17 protein-coding genes and 1 pseudogene are annotated in these 18148 nt (G+C 72.5%); 10 read left to right on the forward strand and 8 right to left on the reverse strand.

Annotation, left to right across the window (positions count from 1 at the left end; genetic code table 11):
* Positions 1 to 10: 10 nt before the first annotated feature.
* Positions 11 to 1351, reverse strand: a complete 1341-nt coding sequence (locus AB0M29_RS06175) for a sugar ABC transporter substrate-binding protein (protein WP_365379631.1) — start codon at positions 1349 to 1351, stop codon at positions 11 to 13.
* A 149-nt stretch (positions 1352 to 1500) separates the two neighbouring features.
* Between AB0M29_RS06175 and AB0M29_RS06180 the strand changes: the two genes are divergently transcribed.
* The 4 genes and pseudogenes from AB0M29_RS06180 (at position 1501) to AB0M29_RS06195 (ending at position 5761) form a co-directional block, all read left to right on the forward strand.
* Entirely contained in the window at positions 1501 to 2856 is a 1356-nt protein-coding gene (locus AB0M29_RS06180) for an ROK family transcriptional regulator (RefSeq protein ID WP_365379633.1), read from the forward strand.
* Between the two features lie 60 nt (positions 2857 to 2916).
* Positions 2917 to 3738, forward strand: coding sequence for an AIM24 family protein (locus tag AB0M29_RS06185; protein ID WP_365379636.1), 822 nt, complete (start codon positions 2917 to 2919; stop codon positions 3736 to 3738).
* A 156-nt stretch (positions 3739 to 3894) separates the two neighbouring features.
* Positions 3895 to 4518 (forward strand): bifunctional 4-hydroxy-2-oxoglutarate aldolase/2-dehydro-3-deoxy-phosphogluconate aldolase, encoded by a 624-nt coding sequence (locus AB0M29_RS06190; protein ID WP_365379639.1) that lies wholly within the window; start codon positions 3895 to 3897, stop codon positions 4516 to 4518.
* Positions 4519 to 4576: 58 nt separating this feature from the next.
* Positions 4577 to 5761: pseudogene (locus AB0M29_RS06195) on the forward strand (cytochrome P450).
* 26 nt (positions 5762 to 5787) lie between these two features.
* Here AB0M29_RS06195 and AB0M29_RS06200 read toward each other — a convergent pair.
* On the reverse strand, positions 5788 to 6594 hold the full coding sequence (locus tag AB0M29_RS06200; RefSeq protein ID WP_365379641.1) for a polysaccharide deacetylase family protein: 807 nt from the start codon (positions 6592 to 6594) through the stop codon (positions 5788 to 5790).
* Between the two features lie 136 nt (positions 6595 to 6730).
* The gene (locus AB0M29_RS06205) at positions 6731 to 7192 is read right to left on the reverse strand and encodes a lamin tail domain-containing protein (protein WP_365379644.1); all 462 of its coding nucleotides are present in this window, start codon (positions 7190 to 7192) and stop codon (positions 6731 to 6733) included.
* Positions 7193 to 7423: 231 nt separating this feature from the next.
* Here AB0M29_RS06205 and aroA point away from each other — a divergent pair, with 231 nt between their 5' ends.
* Entirely contained in the window at positions 7424 to 8659 is a 1236-nt protein-coding gene (gene aroA / locus AB0M29_RS06210; protein ID WP_365379646.1) for a 3-phosphoshikimate 1-carboxyvinyltransferase, read from the forward strand.
* Positions 8660 to 8674: 15 nt separating this feature from the next.
* Here the strand turns inward: aroA and AB0M29_RS06215 are convergent, their stop codons facing one another.
* The 5 genes from AB0M29_RS06215 to AB0M29_RS06235 all read right to left on the reverse strand — a co-directional run bounded on the left by AB0M29_RS06215 (position 8675) and on the right by AB0M29_RS06235 (position 13223).
* Positions 8675 to 9490 carry a methyltransferase domain-containing protein gene (locus AB0M29_RS06215; RefSeq protein WP_365379648.1) on the reverse strand — a complete coding sequence of 272 codons (816 nt, stop codon included), beginning with the start codon at positions 9488 to 9490 and terminating at the stop codon, positions 8675 to 8677.
* A gap of 191 nt (positions 9491 to 9681) precedes the next feature.
* Positions 9682 to 10467, reverse strand: a complete 786-nt coding sequence (locus AB0M29_RS06220) for an arylamine N-acetyltransferase (RefSeq protein ID WP_365379650.1) — start codon at positions 10465 to 10467, stop codon at positions 9682 to 9684.
* Between the two features lie 46 nt (positions 10468 to 10513).
* On the reverse strand, positions 10514 to 11392 hold the full coding sequence (gene iolB, locus AB0M29_RS06225) for a 5-deoxy-glucuronate isomerase (protein ID WP_365379652.1): 879 nt from the start codon (positions 11390 to 11392) through the stop codon (positions 10514 to 10516).
* Positions 11389 to 12378 (reverse strand): 5-dehydro-2-deoxygluconokinase, encoded by a 990-nt coding sequence (gene iolC / locus AB0M29_RS06230; RefSeq protein ID WP_365379653.1) that lies wholly within the window; start codon positions 12376 to 12378, stop codon positions 11389 to 11391. Before iolC ends, iolB begins: the two co-directional genes overlap by 4 nt.
* A complete protein-coding gene (locus tag AB0M29_RS06235; protein ID WP_365379656.1) occupies positions 12375 to 13223 on the reverse strand; it encodes a TIM barrel protein in 849 nt (282 codons plus the stop codon). Before AB0M29_RS06235 ends, iolC begins: the two co-directional genes overlap by 4 nt.
* A 287-nt stretch (positions 13224 to 13510) precedes the next feature.
* Here AB0M29_RS06235 and AB0M29_RS06240 point away from each other — a divergent pair, with 287 nt between their 5' ends.
* The 5 genes from AB0M29_RS06240 to AB0M29_RS06260 are packed head-to-tail and all read left to right on the forward strand — an operon-like array spanning position 13511 to position 18126.
* On the forward strand, positions 13511 to 14494 hold the full coding sequence (locus AB0M29_RS06240) for a sugar ABC transporter substrate-binding protein (protein ID WP_365379659.1): 984 nt from the start codon (positions 13511 to 13513) through the stop codon (positions 14492 to 14494).
* Positions 14491 to 15528: an ABC transporter permease gene (locus AB0M29_RS06245; protein ID WP_365379661.1), complete on the forward strand. Its 1038-nt coding sequence runs from the start codon at positions 14491 to 14493 to the stop codon at positions 15526 to 15528. The genes AB0M29_RS06240 and AB0M29_RS06245 overlap by 4 nt, the downstream gene beginning before the upstream one ends.
* Positions 15525 to 16394, forward strand: coding sequence for an ATP-binding cassette domain-containing protein (locus AB0M29_RS06250; protein WP_365379663.1), 870 nt, complete (start codon positions 15525 to 15527; stop codon positions 16392 to 16394). The genes AB0M29_RS06245 and AB0M29_RS06250 overlap by 4 nt, the downstream gene beginning before the upstream one ends.
* Complete coding sequence (locus AB0M29_RS06255; protein WP_365379665.1) at positions 16391 to 17527, forward strand: ROK family glucokinase; 1137 nt, start codon at positions 16391 to 16393, stop codon at positions 17525 to 17527. Before AB0M29_RS06250 ends, AB0M29_RS06255 begins: the two co-directional genes overlap by 4 nt.
* A complete protein-coding gene (locus tag AB0M29_RS06260; RefSeq protein ID WP_365379668.1) occupies positions 17524 to 18126 on the forward strand; it encodes a hypothetical protein in 603 nt (200 codons plus the stop codon). Before AB0M29_RS06255 ends, AB0M29_RS06260 begins: the two co-directional genes overlap by 4 nt.
* The last annotated feature ends 22 nt before the right edge of the window (positions 18127 to 18148 follow it).

Genomic DNA, 18148 nt, shown 5'->3' on the forward strand with positions numbered 1-18148 from the left:
GAGCCGATCCTTACGATGCGGGCATCTGCTGCTGCGCCTTGGTCAGCGCGGCCTTGACGGAGTCGGTCGTGACGTCCTTGCCGGCGGCGGCGTCGGCGAACAGGTCCTTGACCGCGGTGCCGACCAGCGTCTCGAACTGGCTCTCGTTGGCGACCTGCGGCAGCGGGGCCGCCGAGCTGCCGAGCACCGAGGCCAGCACCTTCAGGTCGGGCGTCTGGAAGGCGGGGTCGCCCTGCGCCTCCTTCACCGGCGGCAGCGAGCCGTAGGTGGAGTTGAGGATCTTCTGCTCGGGGGTGCTCGTCATGAACTTCACGAACTGCAGCGCGCCGTCGGTGTTCTTCGAGTTCTTGAACACGGCCAGGTTGATACCGGCCACCATCGAGGTGACACCGGCGTCACCGGTGGCGCCCGCGGTCTGCGTCGGGACGGGGGCGACGCCGTACTGGTCGGGCGTCATGCCGTGCGACTTGATGGACGTGGCGGCGGACTGCCACATCATCATCGCGGCCTTGCCGGTGGCGAAGTCGGTGATGGTCTGGTTCTGGGCGTACTCGGCGTTGCCCTTGGCGGCGATCTTGTCGGCGGCTATGAAGTCGACGTACTGCTTGACCGCGGCCACGTTCGCCGGGGTGTCGAAGGTCGCCTTGCCGGACGCGTCGAACCAGTCGGAGCCGCGCTGCTTGGCCAGCACGAAGGCGTGGTGGATGTTCTCGGAACCGTTTCCGCCCTCGACCGCGAGGCCGTAGTGGCCGTCCTTCGTGAGCTTCTTGCCGTCCGCGACCAGCTCGTCCCAGGTCTTCGGCGGGGCGGCGATGCCCGCGTCGGCGAACATCTTCTTGTTGTAGTACAGGCCGTACGCCATCGAGTAGATCGGCACGGCGGCGGGGTCCTTGCCCGCGGCGCCCGCGGAGGCGATGGCGGCGGGCGCGAACCGGTCCTTGCCGCCGATCTTCGCGAAGGTGGCGTCGTCGAACGGCAGCAGCGCGCCGGTGGCCTGGAGCGAGGCGGACCAGGTGTTGCCGATGTTCAGGACGTCGGGCCCCTGGCCGGAAGTGGCCGCGGCGAGGATGCGGTTGAGCAGGTCGGACCAGGGGATGACCTCCAGCTTGACCTTGATCCCGGTCTGCTGCTCGAACTTCTTCAGCTCGGGCGTCAGCACGGCCTTGTCGTTGTCCAGGCTGGTGCCCTGGTTGGACGCCCAGTAGGTGAGCGTCTTTCCGCCGCTGGACTTGCCGCCGCTGTCGCCGCTGTTGTCCTTCGAGCCGCCGCCGCACGCGGAGACGGTCAGGCCGAGCGCGGCCACGAGGGCGGTGGCCGCGAGGAGTCTGCTGGAGGTGCTGGAGGTGCGCATGACGGTTCCCTCTCAGGGGGTGGGTTCGCTTCAGGAAGTGAACAGCGCCTGTACCTTAATTCAGGCCGTGATTTAACTTGTGAGAAAAGGTGGCGTCAAGACCTCGTGCAGCGATAGATTCACGCCGGACGGGCCAGGAGGGAGACAAAATGGCTGAACGCGGCAAGCGGACCGTGCGTGACCTGCGGCGCGGCAACCGTGCATCGCTTCTGCGTCATTTGTATTTCGAAGGGCCCCTGAGCCGGCAGGAGCTGGGCCGGGACACCGGCCTCAGCGCCGGGTCGATCAGCAACGTGGTCGGCGAGCTGATCGCCGACGGCATGGTCGAGGAGGCCGGAGCCGTCGAGTCCGACGGCGGACGGCCCCGCATCCTGCTGCAGGTGGCGGCCGGTTACGGCTACGTGGTCGGTGTCGACGTCGGCGAAACCCGGGTCAGGGTCGAGCTGTTCGACCTCGCGCTGACCGAACGCGCCGCCGCCGACCTGCCGTTGTCCGACAGCGGCCACGACGTCGACCATGTCGTACGGCTCGCGCTGGAGGGCATCGCCTCGGTGGTCCGCGAGGCCGGTATCGACGACAGCGAGGTGCTCGGCGTCGGCATCGGCGTGCCCGGCATCGTCGAACAGGGCGCCGCCGCACCGGGCGAGGGCGACGACATCGTGGTGCACGGCCAGACGATCGGCTGGGACGCCGTACCGCTGGGCAGGCTGCTGCGCGAGGGCACCGCGCTGCCGCTCTACATCGACAACGGCGCCAAGACCCTCGGCCAGGCCGAGATGTGGTTCGGCGGCGGCCGCGGTTCGAGCAACGTCGTCATCGCCCTCATCGGATCGGGCGTCGGCGCCTGCGTCGTCGGCGACGGCGCCCCGTACCGCGGCGCCAGCAGCAGCGCGGGGGAGTGGGGGCACACCACCCTGCGGGTCGGCGGGCGGACCTGCCGCTGCGGGTCGCGCGGCTGCCTGGAGGCGTACGTCGGCGCCGAGGCGCTGCTCGGCCGCTGGCCGCTGGCGCCCGAGGGGGTCAGCGAGGAGACCGGCCTGGCCGCGCTGCTCGCCGCCGCCGACCACGACCCGGAGGCCGGGGCGCTGCTCGCCGAGGCCGCCGAGTACCTGGGCGCCGGGATCGCCGACCTCATCAACCTCTTCAACCCCCAGCGCATCGTGCTCGGCGGCTGGGCCGGGCTGCTGCTCGGCCCCCGGCTGCTGCCCACCGTCCGCGAGGTCGCCGCGCAGTACGCGCTGCGGCACCCCTGCGCGCAGACCTCCATCGAAATGGGCAGGCTCGGCCCCGACGCCGTCACCGTCGGCGCCGCGACCCTGCCGCTGGCCCGCTTCCTGGACGCCGGAGGCGAGCGTCCGGTACGCGGCGGCGGCCACGAGGGCGCCCCGGAGGACGGCGCCGCCATCCCGCGTGATCGCCGTGACGCACGTGACGTACGTGACACCCGTGACGGGCGGGAACGCCAGGACGGCGTGCGGAACCGAATCGCGAGGGCGGTACGTTGACGGGGGGCGGTGCGAGGTGCGCCGCCCTTACCCCCCTCGCAACGCCCTAGGAGTCCCGCTGTGACCCTGCAGCAGCAGATCGTCGGCAACGCCATGCAGATGGCCGTCTGCACCCTCAACCCCGGGCAGACGGTCTACTGCGAGGCGGGCAAGTTCCTGTTCAAGACGGCCAACGTGTCGATGGAGACCCGCCTCGGCGGCCCCGGCAACCGCCAGAACGGCGGCGGTGTCGGCCAGCAGGGCGGCGGCGGGATGGGCGGGCTGCTCCGCCAGGCCATGGGCACCGCCATGCAGGTCGGCCAGCGGGCGCTGGCCGGGGAGAGCCTGGCCTTCCAGTACTTCACCGCCTCCGGCGGCGAGGGCACCGTGGGCTTCGCCGGTGTGCTGCCCGGCGAGATGCGGGCCCTGGAGCTGACCGGCTCGCGTGCCTGGTTCGCCGAGAAGGACGCCTTCGTGGCGGCCGAGGAGACCGTGCAGTTCGGCATCGCCTTCGCGGGCGGCCGCCAGGGCATGAGCGGCGGCGAGGGCTTCATCCTGGAGAAGTTCACCGGCCACGGCACCGTGATCATCGCGGGCGCGGGCAACTTCATCGACCTCAACCCCGCCGACTTCGGCGGCCGGATCGAGGTGGACACCGGCTGCATCGTCGCCTTCGAGGAGGGCATCCAGTACGGCGTCCAGCGGATCGGCGGGCTCAACCGCCAGGGCATCATGAACGCGGTCTTCGGCGGCGAGGGCCTCTCGCTCGCCACCCTGGAGGGCAACGGCCGGGTCATCCTGCAGTCGATGACCATCGAGGGGCTGGCCAACGCGCTGAAGAAGGCGCAGGGCGGCGACAAGCAGGGGCCGACGGGCGGGATGTTCTCCACCCACGTCGGCTGACGGCTCCCGGGATCTCCCTCCCCGCACACCTCTCTCATGCTCCCCTCATGTCACGTTGCGGTGACAGCTCGGGATTCTCCCGCCGGTGGTACACCGCGCGCCCGGTAGCGTGCAGACAGCCGAGAGCAGATCACCCCAGGAAGGACGGCGAACTCCGTGTACCGCTGGGAGATCACCCGGGCCGCACTGGCCCAGCGGGTATTCGCCACCATCCGCAGCGAGAGCTACGACCAGGCCGCCGCGACCGCCGACACCCTGCTGTCCGCCGGGCTCACCACCCTGGAGATCTCGCTCACCACGCCGTTCGCGCTGGAGGCCGTCACCACGCTGGTCCGCGAGGTCGGCGACGACGCGGTGATCGGCGCAGGCACCGTGCTCGACGCCGTCTCCGCCCGGATGGCCATCGAGGCGGGGGCCCGGTTCCTGCTCTCGCCCAGCCTGGACGAGGAGGTGCTGCGCACCGGCCACCGCTACGGTGTGCCCGTCTTCCCGGGCGTGGCCACCCCCAGCGAGGTCGTGCGGGCGATGGAGTTGGGCGCCGACGCGCTCACCCTCTACCCGGCCACCGCCTTCCCCGTCGACTGGGTCACCGACGTCCGCGCGATCCTCCCGCAGGCCGCGCTGCTGCCCACCGGCGGCATCACCGTCCAGGCGGCCGCCGACTGGGTGGCCGCGGGCGCGGTCGCCGTCGGCATGGGCTCCGCGCTCACCACGGGCGACCGCGAGACCGTCACCAAGCGGCTGTCCGAACTGCTCGCCCGCCTCGCCGACACCGCCTGACGCGTACGGCCCGTTGGTTACGCTTGCCGTGGGGGACGCCGACGGCAGGGGGCCACAGATGACCGCACGGCACATCGTCGATCTGGCCGCGCACGGCGCGGCCTTCACCACCGATCCGTATCCCGTCTACGCGGAACTGCGCGCCCAGGGGCCGGTCCACTACGTGCGCACCGCCGACAGCGGGGACCTGTGGCTGGTCGTCGGCCACGAGGAGGCCCGCGCCGCGCTCGCCGACCCGCGGCTGAGCAAGGACTGGCGCATCGTGTCGCCGGGTGTCTAGGGGGCGCCGATCAGCGCCCACATGCTCGACTCGGACGCGCCCCGGCACACCCGGCTGCGCGCCCTGGTCTCCCGGGAGTTCACCCCGCGCCGGGTCGAGGCGCTGCGCCCGCGCGTCCAGCGGATCACCGACGACCTCCTGGACGCGATGGCCCCCGCGGGCTCCGCGGACCTCGTCGACGCGCTGGCCTTCCCGCTGCCGATGACGGTGATCTGCGAACTGCTCGGCGTGCCGGACCTGGACCGCGAGGCGTTCCGCGGCTGGTCCAACGACATCGTCGCGGGCAGCAGCCCGGAGGCCGAGGCGGCGGCCGTGGTCGCGATGTCGGAGTATCTGATCGACCTGATCGAGGACAAGCGGTGCAGCGCGCCGCGCGACGACCTGCTGAGCGCGCTGATCCGCACCCGGGACGAGGGCGGCGACGCGCTCGCCCGTGACGAACTGGTCGGCATGGCCTTCCTGTTGCTGGTCGCCGGGCACGAGACCACCGTCAACCTCATCGCCAACGGCGTCCTCGCGCTGCTGCGCCACCCGGCCCAACTCGCCGCGCTGCGCGCCGAACCGGCGCTGCTGGACGGCGCGGTCGAGGAGATGCTGCGGTACGACGGGCCGATCGAGACGGCGACCTGGCGGTTCACCCGTGAGCCCGCCGACATCGGCGGGACCCGGATCCCGGCGGGCGAGGCCGTGCTGGTGGCGCTGGCCGCGGCCGACCGCGACCCCGGCCGCTTCCCCGCGCCCGACACCTTCGACATCCGGCGCCCGGCCCAGGGCCATCTGGCCTTCGGCCACGGCATCCACTACTGCCTGGGCGCGCCGCTGGCCAGGATGGAGGGCCGGATCGCGGTCCGCGGTCTGCTCGACCGCTTCCCCGACCTGGCCCTCGACACCAGCCCCGATCTGCTCTCCTGGCGCCCCGGCCTGCTGATGCGCGGGGTGACCCGGCTGCCGGTGCGCTTCTGACGTCCGTCAGTCGGGGAGATTGGCTGTCACTTGTAGACCTTGCCGGGCTGCGGGGTGCCCGGCGCCAGGAGCTGCGAGACGGTGACGAAGGTGTAACCGCGGGCCTGGAGGGCGGAGATGATGCCGGGGACGGCGGCGACCGTGCCGTTGTAACCGACGTTGGTGGGGTCGACCAGGTCGTGCAGCAGGATGATCCCGTCCGGCTTGGTCTGCGCCAGGATGCGCTTGGTGATCAGCGCCGAGTCGGTGGTCTTGTAGTCCGCCCCGTTGGCGCTCCAGACCACCTCGGCCATGCCCAGGTCCTTGGCGATCGCGGTGACGGTGTCGCTGGTGCGGCCCTGCGGCGGGCGCAGCAGTGTCGGGCGGACGCCGGTCACCTTCTGCACGGCGTCGCGGCCCTCGGTGATCTCCTTGCGGATCTCGGCCTTGCTGATCTTCGTGAGGATCTGGTGGGACCAGGTCAGGGTCTCTATCTCATGGCCCTGCGCGGCCATGTCCCTGACCATCTGCGGGTGCACCATCACATGGTTCTTGCCCAGCGTGAAGAACGTCGCATGCACGTGGTACCTGGCCAGGATCGCCAGGATCTGCGGAGTCCGCACACTCGGCCCGGCGTCGAAGGTGAGCGCCACGCACTTGGCCTTCCGGCAGTCGACCGTGCCTTGCGGCCCCTTCGCGAAGGCGGCCGGCCCGCTCGCCGCCACATGCTTGCGCGCACTGGCCGGCGACGTGCTGTCGTACCCGTCGCACCCGCTCACACCGAGCGCCAGCGCGGCCATGGCCAGCACCGCCGCCAGCCCACGCCCTCGCCGCACCCTGGCCGTGCTCCGCATCCGGGAGACTCCCTCATCCTCTGCGTACGGGCCCGCGACGGCGAGCCCGGGAGCACTATACACAGAGGGTATACAGCCCCCGCCTCCCGGGTCGGCGCCCGGCCCCCGAGGGGGCGCGGACGCCACCGCGCCCGGCTCAGCACCAGGCGTACGAGGCCCTCGGGTTGTTGTACGAGCAGGTGTCGATCCTGGTGCCGTGTCCGTTCTTGAGGGTGGCCGTGTCCTTGTCGTTGTTCCACACGTACCAGGAGCGGCCCTGGTAGCGGTGGGTGGCGGTGTTGGTGCCCTTGCCGGTGTCGATGGTGATCGTCTTGTGGGCGCCGAGGCTGTACGACGAGAAGACGTACACATGGCGGGAGGCGTCGGTCACCGTCCAGCCGGTGAGGTTCACCGCCGCCGAGGTGGTGTTGGTGACCTGCACCCACTCACCGTTGAGGCTGGTGTTGGAGCCGGTGTCGCTGCCCGGGCTGTTGTAGTAGATCCGGTAGAGGTGGACCGAGCCCGCGGTGGCGTCGGCCTGCGCGGGAGCCAGCAGCACTCCGGTGGCGCACCCCGTGGCGACGACGGCGGCAGCGGTGAGAAGACGTGAACGAAGCATGGATGTCCCTGAGTTCGGCCGGGCACCCCCCTGATGGGCCCGGCGAGACGATCAGGCTAGGGCGCGGGGCCGAAGATAGGACGCTCTTGCCCAAGCTGTTACGAAACGCCACGCGTCAGGCGTCCTCTCGACTGCCGGACAGCCCGGCGGCGGGGGCGGGGTGGTGCCTAGAATCTGCGGCGGGGTCGCGGTCGCGGTTCTGTGGACGTCAGCTGGCCAGGAGGCACCGTAGTGACCGTCGTCGCCGTTCCGGGATCGAAGTCGGTGACCGCCCGTGCGCTGTTTCTCGCCGCCGCGGCGGAGGGGACGACGGTACTGAGGCGGCCGCTGCTGTCGGACGACACGGACGGGTTCGCCGCGGGTCTGGTGACGCTCGGGTACGAGGTCGAGCGGGGCGACGAGGGGTGGCGGATCACCGGGCGGCCCGCGGGGCCCGCGGTGGCGGCGGCGGAGGTGTACTGCCGTGACGCGGCCACCGCGGCGCGGTTCCTGCCCGCGCTCGCCGCGGCCGGGCACGGCACGTACCGGTTCGACGCGTCGGCGCAGATGCGGCGCCGCCCGGTCGCTCCGCTCACCGCCGCTTTGCGCGCGCTCGGCGTGGACCTCACGCACGAGGAGGCCGAAGGGCACCTCCCGCTGACGGTGGTCGCCGACGGGCTCAAGGGCGGCGAGATCGAGCTGGACGCGGGGCTGTCCTCGCAGTTCCTCACCGCGCTGCTGCTCGCGGGCCCGCTGATGGCCGAGGGCCTGCGGATCCGCGTCACCGACCTGGTGTCGGCCCCGTACGTGGAGATCACGCTGGCGATGATGCGCCGCTTCGGCGTGGAGGTCGGCCGCGACGGCGACACCTTCACCGTGCCGCCCGGCGGCTACCGGGCCACCGACTACCCGATCGAGCCGGACGCCTCCACCGCCAGCTACTTCTTCGCCGCCGCCGCGCTGAGCGGCCGCAGCGCCACCGTCCCCGGCCTCGGCGCGGACGCCCTCCAGGGCGACCTCCGCTTCGTCGACGTGCTGCGCGCGATGGGCGCCGAGGTCGAGACCGGCCCCGACGCGACCACGGTCACCGGCACCGGACGGCTCGCCGGCACCACCGTCACCATGCGGGACATCTCCGACACCATGCCGACGCTGGCCGCCATCGCCCCCTACGCCGACGGGCCGGTCCGTATCGAGGACGTCTACAACACCCGCGTCAAGGAGTGCGACCGGCTCGAGGCGTGCGCGCAGAACCTGCGCCGCCAGGGAGTCCGGGTGGAGACCGGCAGGGACTGGATCGAGATCCACCCGGGCACGCCCGCGCCCACCGAGATCGCCTGCCACGGCGACCACCGCATCGCGATGAGCTTCGCCGTCGCCGGGATCCGCAACCCCGGCACCACCTTCGACGACCCGGGATGCGTGAAGAAGACCTTCCCCGGGTTCCACGAGTTCTTCGCCGCCCGCCGCGCCGAGTGGGGCGTCTGACGGCCAGGGTGTGTCCTACGGCTTGCGGGCGACGACGCCGAACATCGTCACCGACATGTGCAGCGCCTGCCGCTCCGCCGCCGCGGTGAGATCGGCGTAGAGCGCGTCGCGCTGCTCGGCGGTGATCCGCCCGTCCTTCACCGCCGTGGCGCCCATCATCCGGATCAGCGGCCAGACGACGGTGCGGTGGTCCTGGATCAGCGCCTGCGAGCCGACGTCCTCGATCTCCAGCCCGGCCGCGGCCAGTTGGCCGACGAGCCGCCGTCCCGCGTACGGGTTCGCGGCGGCGGCCAGCACTCCTGAGGTCAGCGCGGCGACCACCTGGGGGTCGCCGGGGTGCAGGATCATCGTGGCCCAGTCCGTGTCGAGCAGCGCGACCCGGCCGCCGGGCCGCAGCACCCGGGCGATCTCCGCGGCGGCCTTCGGCGGCTCGTCCAGGTGCTGGAACACCCGCTCGCACCAGACGGTGTCGGCCTCGCCGTCGCCCAACGGCAGCGCGTACGCGTCGCCTTCGACGAACCGGGCGGTGCTGTTCGCCGTCGCGGCGCGTTCGGTGGCGACCTGCCGCAGGCCCGGGTGCGGCTCGACGCCGATCGCCGTGCCGCGCGGGCCCACGGTCGCCGCCAGGGCCCGCGTCTCGGAGCCGGTACCCGCTCCGACGTCCACGACCTGCCCGCCGGCGGGCGCCGCGACCGCCCGGTGGGCCCACTCCCGCAGCCGCCGCACCCCGGTGTTCGCCGCCTGGGCGTCCAGCGCGTTCACCAGCCGCTCGACGCCGATCGCGTCCGCGTTGTCCGAGTGGAACGCCGAGGTCGGCCGCTGATCCGTCATGCGGCCACTCTAGCCAGCGGGGCCGCTGACCCTCGTCCCTTGCACCACCGGCCGGTGGTGGGCTGGGCGCGCAGTTCCCCGCGCCCCTTCGGGGCACGAGGGTGCCGCTTGCGGTGGTCGGCCGGCTCCCCGGCCGGTGGGGCCTGGTCGCGCAGTTCCCCGCGCCCCCGGGGCGCCCGACGCGGCCTTGGTCAGGCGTCCAGGGGTGCCACCTGCGGTTCGCGGTCCAGGACGATGCTGAAGTGGTCGCGGTAGGCGTCCAGGACCTCGTGCTCGGGGAGTTCGCGCTCCTGGCGCCCGTCGCTTCCGGTCACCACAAGGGTGCGGCCGCTGAGGGTCACCCGGCCGTCCTCGGTGAGCCGGGAGCAGACCAGGGACTGGCGGAAGTGCGACTTCGGCGAGGTCCGCTGCCACCAGCAGGTCGCCTCGAAGTCCGCGAGCTGCCGCGGGCGCCGCTCCAGCCGGTACTGCGGGGCGTCGTCCCTGAGCACGTCGAGGTCGCCCTCCGGCGTCTCCACGAGCCGGAACACGCCCGCGGGATCGCTCTGCTCGCCGCGGCTGTCGAACAGCAGCGGGAAGTGGCTGTGCCGCCCGAAGCCCACGTCCGCCAGCCACGGGCCGCTGCCGTCCGCGGCCGCCACCCGCAGCGCCAGGTGGTCGTACGGCGGCCCCAGCCGCCCGCCCTCGCCGAAGACCCGCGCCGCCATCAAGGTCACCTCGTACCCCAACGCCGCCAGCAGCCCGCCGAACGCGCCGTTCAACTCGTAGCAGAAACCGCCCCGTCCGGCATCGACGATCTTCTCGACCAGCGCCTCCTCCCGCAGCGGCACGTCCTGCCCGAGGTGGATCGAGAGGTTCTCGAACGGCACCACCAACTGGTGCCCGAGATGCAGCGCCCGCAACTCCGCCGCCCCGGCCGTCCCGGGCCGGGGCACCCCGATGTGCTGGAGATAGGCGTCAGCTCGCAAAGAGTCCATGCCCCCTTTATCCACGATCTTCCCCGCCGCGCGCCACCTCCGGAGATCACGGGGGCGCCGACATCGGCAGCCGGGGGTCGGGGCGCTGTCCGGCCCAGGTGCCGCGCACCCACGCGTGGGCGGGATCGTCGCTGATCAGCCACTGCCGCACCGGCCCGGGACCGGCCATCACGTTCAGGTAGTACATGTCGTAGCCGGGCACGGCCATGCTCGGGCCGTGCCAGCCGTCGGGGATGAGCACCGCGTCCCCCGAGCGCACCTCGGCGAGCACGTCGGACGGGCCGCCGGGGGAGGGGTAGACCCGCTGGTAGCCCATCGCGGCCGGGCCGCCGCCGAGTTCGTAGTAGTAGACCTCCTCCAGCACCGACTCGTGCGGCCCCGCCTCGTCGTGCTTGTGCGGCGGGTAGGAGGACCAGTTGCCGCCGGGGGTGAGGACCTCGACGGCGATCAGCCGGTCGCAGGCGAAGGCGTCGGCCGCCGCGAAGTTGTTGACCTGGCGGGTCGCGGCGCCCGCGCCGCGCAGTTCGACCGGTACGGCGGAGGCGGCGCCGTACCGGGCGGGAAGCCGCCGCTCGCAGCGCGCGCCGGCGAGCGCGAACCGCCCTCCGCCGGGGCTGCGCAGCACGGCGGCCGTGTCCCGGGGCAGGTAGGCGAAGTCGCTGACGCCGGAGAAGACATCGGCCCGGCCGTGCAGCGCGAAGTCCGTCCCAGCACCGCCCGCGGCGTCGTCCACCGCGACCGCGCAGCCGCCCGCCAGCGGCAGCACGATCCACTCGCTGCCGCCGGTCGCGAACCGCCGCTCACCGCCCGGCTCCAGGGTGAGCACGCGCAGCGAGGTGAACTCCCAGCCCGCGCCCGCCGGGTCCACCCACAGGTCGTAGCCGTCCCTGGTGGCGCTGCCCGCGGGCAGGTGCGCGGCCGTCATGTCGCCGCACTCCCCTCGCCCAGCGCGGCGTCGATCTCCGCCCGGGTCGGCATGGCGTCCGCGCAGGCCAGCCGGGCGGCGACCAGGGCGCCCGCCGCGTTGGCCGCGCGCAGCACATCGGGGAGCGGGTCGCCCGCGAGCAGGCCCGCGCACAGCGCCCCGCCGAACGCGTCGCCCGCGCCCAGCCCGTTGACCGCCTTGACCGGCACCGGCGGCACCGAGTACGTGGCGTCCGCGGTCCGCGCGAGCACCCCCTCGGGCCCGCGCTTGACGACCGCGGTGCGCACCCCGCGGCGCAGCAGCAGCCCGGCGCCGGTCTCCGGGTCGCGGCTGCCGACCGCGACCTCCACCTCGTCGCGGTTGCCGACGGCGAGCGTGGCGTACGACAGCGCGCGGGCGTACAGCTCGGGCGCCTCCCCGGGATCGGCCCAGAACCCGGGCCGCCAGTCCAGGTCGAACCACACCTCGCGGCCCGCGCGCTCCTCCAGCGCCGCGAAGACGGTGGACCGGGTCGGCTCGACCGCCAGCGCGGAGCCGGTGATCCACAGGGCGCGTGCGGCGCGGACCGCGGCCAGGTCCAGCCGCCCGGGCTCCAGGCACTGATCGGGCGCGACGGGGCGGCGGTAGAAGTAGATCGGGAAGTCGTCCGGCGGGAACAGCTCGCAGAAGACGACGGGCGTCTGGACACCCGGCACGGTCGTCACGAGGGCGTCGTCCACGCCGAAGTCCCGCAGCGCGGTGCGGATGTACGTGCCGAAGGGGTCGTCGCCGACACCGGTGAGGACGGCGGTGCGCAAGGACAGCCGGGCCCCGGCGACGGCCACGTTCCCCGCGGTGCCGCCGAGGGACTTCGCGAAGGTCCGCACCTCGGCGAGGCCGACGCCGCTCTGCTCGGGGTAGAGGTCGACGCCGACCCGGCCGAGGGTGATCACGTCGTGCGGCCGGGGACGCCGCCCGGCCGCGGCGTCGGTCGTACGGCGGCTCATACGGCGGCCAGCCAGTCCAGCGAGGCCCGTACGTCCGCGAGCGGGCCCTCGCCGGGCGGCGGTTCCGCGGTGAGGACGGTGTCCTGCTCCATCACGTACCAGCCGGTGTACCCGGCGTCCTCCAGGGCGGCGACCAGCGTGACCAGGTCCAGGTCGCCCCGGCCGAGCGGGCGGTAGAGGCCCGCGGACACCGCGGCGGTGTACGTGCTGCGGCCGGTGCGCACCTCGTCCGCCCGCGGCGCGGCGACGTCCTTGAGATGGACATGGGCGACCCGGGCGGCGGCGCGGCGGGCCAGCGCGACCGGGTCGGTGCCGCCCACGAGGAGGTGCCCGGTGTCGAGGCACAGGCCGATCGCGCTGCCGTCCAGGACGCGGTCGACCTCGGCGGGGCCCTCGACCACGGTCCCGACGTGCGGGTGGAGCGCGGCCGTCACCCCCAGCGACCCGGCGAGCGCGGCGATCTCGTCCAGCCGGGACAGCAGCACACGCCACCCCCGCGCGCCGATCACCGGACGCTCGTCGTAGCCGTCCAGACCGGTGGCGGCGGCGAGCACCAGGGTGCGGGCGCCGGCCGCGGTGAAGCGGTCGAGCGCGGCCCTGACGTCCGGCAGCGGGTCGTGGCCGGGCTCGTGCAGCACCGCGGGGACGAAACCGCCGACCGCGGTCACGCCGCGGGCCGCGAGCAGCGGTCCCGGCAGGAAGCCGTCCGGGCCGAACTCGCTGGCGGTCAGCCCCAGCCCCGTCAACTCGTCGAGCACCCGCTCGGGTGTCAACTGATGCCCCCAGCCGGGGACTTCGCACACCCCCCAGGAGATCGGCGCCCCCGCGATCCGGTCCCGCCTCATGCGACCACCCCGCTCACCTCGCCCGTAGCTCTTCCCGACCCTCGCAGGGATCCGGGTCCAGGACCACCCGCGACGCGCGGGAAGGCGGCGGGTTCCCCGCCTTCCGCGCGCCCCGGATTTCTGTCCACGCTTTGTCCTGACATACGGACTCCCCGTCACCCGACCGTACCCCTTGACGGATACTTGGCCCGCCGGGAAGGTCGCTCGGAACACTTCTCCCCCGGCAGTAACACTGAACGCAGGAAAGGCAGGGCCTCGTGGCGAAGGCAAGGGCAGGGACACGCGCGATGGGCGCACTGCTGGCGGCGGTGCTCGGCGCGGTCTGCCTGGCAGGGTGCAGCAGCACCGGCGGCAAGCGCGCGGAGGACCGGGCCAAGCAGGCCAAGGCCAACGGCTCGGCGGTCAACACCCCCCGCTGGAAGTTCGCGATGGTGACGCACTCCGGAGCCGGTGACACCTTCTGGGACATCGTGCAGAGCGGCGCCAAGCAGGCCGCCGCCAAGGACAACATCACCTTCCTCTACTCCAACAGCGACCAGGGCGACCAGCAGGCGCAGCTCGTCCAGGCCGCCATCGACCAGCACGTCGACGGCCTGGTCGTCACGCTGGCCAAGCCGGACGCCATGAAGGCCGTCGTCGCCAAGGCGGAGAAGGCCGGGATCCCGGTGATCACGATCAACTCCGGATCCGAGCAGTCCAAGCAGTTCGGCGCCCTCAGCCACATCGGCCAGGACGAGACGATCGCCGGGAAGGCGGTCGGCGACGAGCTGAACAAGCGCGGTAAGAAGCACGCGCTGTGCGTGCTGCACGAGCAGGGCAACGTCGGCCACGAGCAGCGCTGCGCGGGCGTGAAGCAGACCTTCTCCGGCACGGTCGACAACCTGTACGTCAACGGCACGAACATGCCCGACGTGCAGTCCGCCCTGCAGGCCAAGCTCCAGTCGGACAAGTCCATCGACTCCGTGGTCACCCTCGGCGCGCCCTTCGCCGCCACCGCCGTCAAGGCCAAGGGCCAGGCCGGCTCCTCCGCCGAGATCGACACCTTCGACCTCAACGGCCAGGTCGCCACCTCGCTGCAGAACGGCAGCCTCGGCTTCGCCGTCGACCAGCAGCCCTACCTCCAGGGCTACGAGGCGATCGACCTGCTGTGGCTCTACCGCTACAACGGCGACACCCTCGGCGGCGGCCAGCCGGTCCTCACCGGCCCGCAGATCGTCACCAAGGACAACGCGTCGGCGCTGCTGGAGTACACCAAGCGAGGCACCCGATGAGCGTTCTGGCGTCCCCCGTGGACGAGCGGCTGGAGTCGCGGTCCCTTGTGCGGCGGCTGCTGGGGCGGCCGGAGCTGGGCGCGGTGGTCGGCGCGGCGGCGGTGTTCCTGTTCTTCTCGGTCGTCGCCGACTCGTTCCTGCAGGCGTCGAGCATGGGCACCGTGCTGTACGCGTCCTCGACCATCGGCATCATGGCGGTGCCGGTGGCGCTGCTGATGATCGGCGGCGAGTTCGACCTGTCGGCCGGTGTCATGGTGACCAGCTCCGCGCTGATCTCCTCGATGTTCAGCTACCAGATGACCGCCAACGTCTGGGTCGGCGTCGGGGTGTCCCTGCTGGCCACGCTGGCCCTGGGCTTCTTCAACGGCGTCATGCTGGTGCGCACCAAACTGCCCAGCTTCATCATCACGCTGGGCACCTTCCTGATGCTGACCGGCCTGAACCTGGGCCTGACCAAGCTGATCAGCGGCACCGTCTCCACCATGACCATCGCCGACATGCAGGGCTTCCCGACCGCCCGCGACCTGTTCGCCTCGCATCTGACCATCGGCTCGGTCGACCTGCAGGTCACCATCGCCTGGTGGATCGGCCTGGTCGCCGTCGCCACCTGGATCCTGCTGCGCACCCGCGCGGGCAACTGGATCTTCGCCGCGGGCGGCAACGTGGACGCGGCGCGCGCGGTCGGCGTCCCCGTCGCCCGTACCAAGATCGGCCTGTACATGGCGGTCGCCTTCTGCGCCTGGATCTCCGGGCAGCACCTGCTCTTCTCGTTCGACGTGGTGCAGTCCGGCGAGGGCGTCGGCAACGAGTTCCTCTACATCATCGCGGCCGTCATCGGCGGCTGCCTGATGACCGGCGGCTACGGCAGCGCGATCGGCTCCGCGGTCGGCGCGTTCATCTTCGGCATGACCAGCAAGGGCATCGTGTACGCGCAGTGGAACCCCGACTGGTTCAAGTTCTTCCTGGGGGCGATGCTGCTGCTGGCAACCCTCCTCAACGCCTGGGTGCGCAAGAGGGCGGAGGCCACCGCATGACCGACCTCACCAAGGACGGCGAGCCCGTGGGCGAAGCGCCGGACGGGGCGTCCGCGCCCCTGGTACGGCTGACGGACGTCTCCAAGTCGTACGGCCGGGTGCGCGCGCTGCGCGACGTGTCGCTGGAGGTGCACGCCGGGGAGATCACCTGCGTGCTCGGCGACAACGGCGCCGGCAAGTCCACCCTCATCAAGATCATCGCGGGGCTGCACCCGCACGACGCGGGCAGCTACGCCGTCGAGGGCGCCGAGGTCCGGCACGCCTCGCCGCGCGAGGCACTCGACCACGGCATCGCCACCGTCTACCAGGACCTCGCCGTGGTCCCGCTGATGCCGGTCTGGCGGAACTTCTTCCTCGGCTCCGAGCCGACCAGGGGCCGCGGCCCGCTGCGCCGGCTGGACGTCGCCGCGATGCGCGCCACCACCCACGCCGCGCTGCTGCGGATGGGCATCGACCTGCGCGACGTCGACCAGCCCATCGGCACCCTGTCCGGCGGCGAGCGGCAGTGCGTGGCGATCGCCCGCGCCGTGCACTTCGGCGCGAAGGTACTCGTCCTGGATGAGCCGACGGCGGCGCTGGGCGTCAAGCAGTCGGGGGTCGTGCTGAAATACGTGGCGGCGGCCCGGGACGCGGGGCTGGGTGTGGTGCTCATCACCCACAATCCGCACCACGCCTACCTGGTCGGTGACCGCTTCGTCCTGCTGAAGCGCGGCACCATGTCGGGCAGCCACCTGAAGAAGGACATTACGCTGGACGAGCTGACCCGTGAGATGGCCGGCGGCAGCGAGCTGGACGAGCTGACCCACGAACTGCGCCGGGCGACCACCACACCGACCCCGGCCACCGACCCGGAGAACACCGCTTGAGTGCCAATCGTGAACGCGTCCACCGCGGCGCCGCCAGAGCCACGGTGCTGCAGACCGTGGGCCGCCGGGAGAGGCGCTCGCACCTGACGGCGCCCCGGGTGCCGACCGTCGGCATCGACATCGGCGGCACCAAGGTGATGGCCGGGGTGGTGGACGCGGACGGCGTGATCCTGGAGAAGATCCGCACCGAGACGCCGGACAAGTCCAAGAGCCCCAAGGTCGTCGAGGACACCATCGTCGAGCTGGTGCTCGACCTGTCCGAGCGGCACGACGTCCACGCCGTGGGCATCGGCGCCGCCGGCTGGGTCGACGCCGACCGCTCCCGGGTGCTGTTCGCGCCGCACCTGTCCTGGCGCGACGAACCGCTGCGCGACCGGCTCGCCGAGCGCCTGCTGGTGCCCGTCATGGTCGACAACGACGCGAACACCGCCGCCTGGGCCGAGTGGCGCTTCGGCGCCGGGCGCGGCGAGGCCGACCTGGTGATGATCACCCTCGGCACCGGCATCGGCGGCGCCATCCTGGAGGACGGGCAGGTCAAGCGGGGCAGATACGGGGTCGCCGGGGAGTTCGGCCATATGCAGGTGGTGCCGGGCGGGCACCGCTGCCCGTGCGGCAACCGCGGCTGCTGGGAGCAGTACAGCTCGGGGAACGCCCTGGTCAGGGAGGCCCGCGAGCTGGCCGCCGCCGAGTCGCCGGTCGCCTACGGGATCATCGACCGGGTCGCGGGCAACGTCCGCGACATCACCGGGCCGCTGATCACCGAGCTGGCCCGCGAGGGCGACGCGATGTGCGTCGAGCTGTTCCAGGACATCGGCCAGTGGCTGGGCGTCGGCATCGCCAACCTCGCCGCCGCCCTCGACCCGTCGTGCTTCGTCATCGGCGGCGGCGTCAGCGCCGCCGACGACCTGCTGATCGGTCCGGCGAGGGACGCCTTCCGGCGCACCCTCACCGGCCGCGGCTACCGGCCCGAGGCGCGCATCGTCAAGGCCGAGCTGGGCCCCGAGGCGGGCATGGTCGGCGCCGCGGACCTGGCCCGGCTGGTCGCCCGCCGCTTCCGCCGCGCGAACCGGCGCCGCGTGGAGCGGTACGAGCGCTACGGCAAGGTCTACGGACGGCAGGGGACGGCGCAGTGACCACGATCCCCGAACAGCAGGTGGACGACCGGGGCGCCGGCGACCCCGCGCACGGGCCGCTCCCGCCGCGGAACCCGCCGCGCTGGGTCCGCTGGACCGTGCTGCCGCTGCTGGTGCTGGTGCCGATCGGCTATGTGATCATCTCCGCCGAGCAGAGCCGCGACAGCGGCGAGACCAAGCAGGAGGAGGCCGCCGTCACCCGTCTGACGATGGAGACGCCGTCCTCGCTCCAGCAGCGGATCTACCAGGTGCCCTTCCCGGTGGGCGTCACCGGGGCGGGCTATCTGGAGACCAACTCCTGGGACACCAGCAAGCTGTACGTGCAGTTCACCACCACCTCCGGCGGCCTCGACACCTTCCTCGCGCAGATCGGCACCAGCCGGGTCGCGCTGACGGCCGGGAAGAGCGCCATCACGACGGCGCAGACCACGGCCGCCGGCTGGGCGTTCCCCGACGGCCACGACTGGCACGGGACCACGCTGCACCAGGCGGGCGACAAGCCCGACCACGACATCGTGGTGGACCTCAGCACCCCGGACACCCCGACGGTGTACGTGGTGTCGACCGTCAACTTCCAGCACGGCTTCGGGGGCGGGTGACATGGCCGCGGGGTCACTCGAT

Source organism: Streptomyces sp. NPDC051976, assembly GCF_040680795.1.
Classification (GTDB): Bacteria; Actinomycetota; Actinomycetes; order Streptomycetales; family Streptomycetaceae; genus Actinacidiphila.

Excerpts from the sequence above, each read along its gene's own strand:
- AB0M29_RS06175 (WP_365379631.1), bottom strand. The coding sequence starts at position 1,351 with ATGCGCACCTCCAGCACCTCCAGCAGACTCCTCGCGGCCACCGCCCTC.
- AB0M29_RS06180 (WP_365379633.1), top strand. The coding sequence starts at position 1,501 with ATGGCTGAACGCGGCAAGCGGACCGTGCGTGACCTGCGGCGCGGCAAC.
- AB0M29_RS06200 (WP_365379641.1), bottom strand. The coding sequence starts at position 6,594 with ATGCGGAGCACGGCCAGGGTGCGGCGAGGGCGTGGGCTGGCGGCGGTG.
- AB0M29_RS06205 (WP_365379644.1), bottom strand. The coding sequence starts at position 7,192 with ATGCTTCGTTCACGTCTTCTCACCGCTGCCGCCGTCGTCGCCACGGGG.
- AB0M29_RS06215 (WP_365379648.1), bottom strand. The coding sequence starts at position 9,490 with ATGACGGATCAGCGGCCGACCTCGGCGTTCCACTCGGACAACGCGGAC.
- AB0M29_RS06220 (WP_365379650.1), bottom strand. The coding sequence starts at position 10,467 with ATGGACTCTTTGCGAGCTGACGCCTATCTCCAGCACATCGGGGTGCCC.
- iolB (WP_365379652.1), bottom strand. The coding sequence starts at position 11,392 with ATGACGGCCGCGCACCTGCCCGCGGGCAGCGCCACCAGGGACGGCTAC.
- iolC (WP_365379653.1), bottom strand. The coding sequence starts at position 12,378 with ATGAGCCGCCGTACGACCGACGCCGCGGCCGGGCGGCGTCCCCGGCCG.
- AB0M29_RS06235 (WP_365379656.1), bottom strand. The coding sequence starts at position 13,223 with ATGAGGCGGGACCGGATCGCGGGGGCGCCGATCTCCTGGGGGGTGTGC.
- AB0M29_RS06240 (WP_365379659.1), top strand. The coding sequence starts at position 13,511 with ATGGGCGCACTGCTGGCGGCGGTGCTCGGCGCGGTCTGCCTGGCAGGG.
- AB0M29_RS06245 (WP_365379661.1), top strand. The coding sequence starts at position 14,491 with ATGAGCGTTCTGGCGTCCCCCGTGGACGAGCGGCTGGAGTCGCGGTCC.
- AB0M29_RS06250 (WP_365379663.1), top strand. The coding sequence starts at position 15,525 with ATGACCGACCTCACCAAGGACGGCGAGCCCGTGGGCGAAGCGCCGGAC.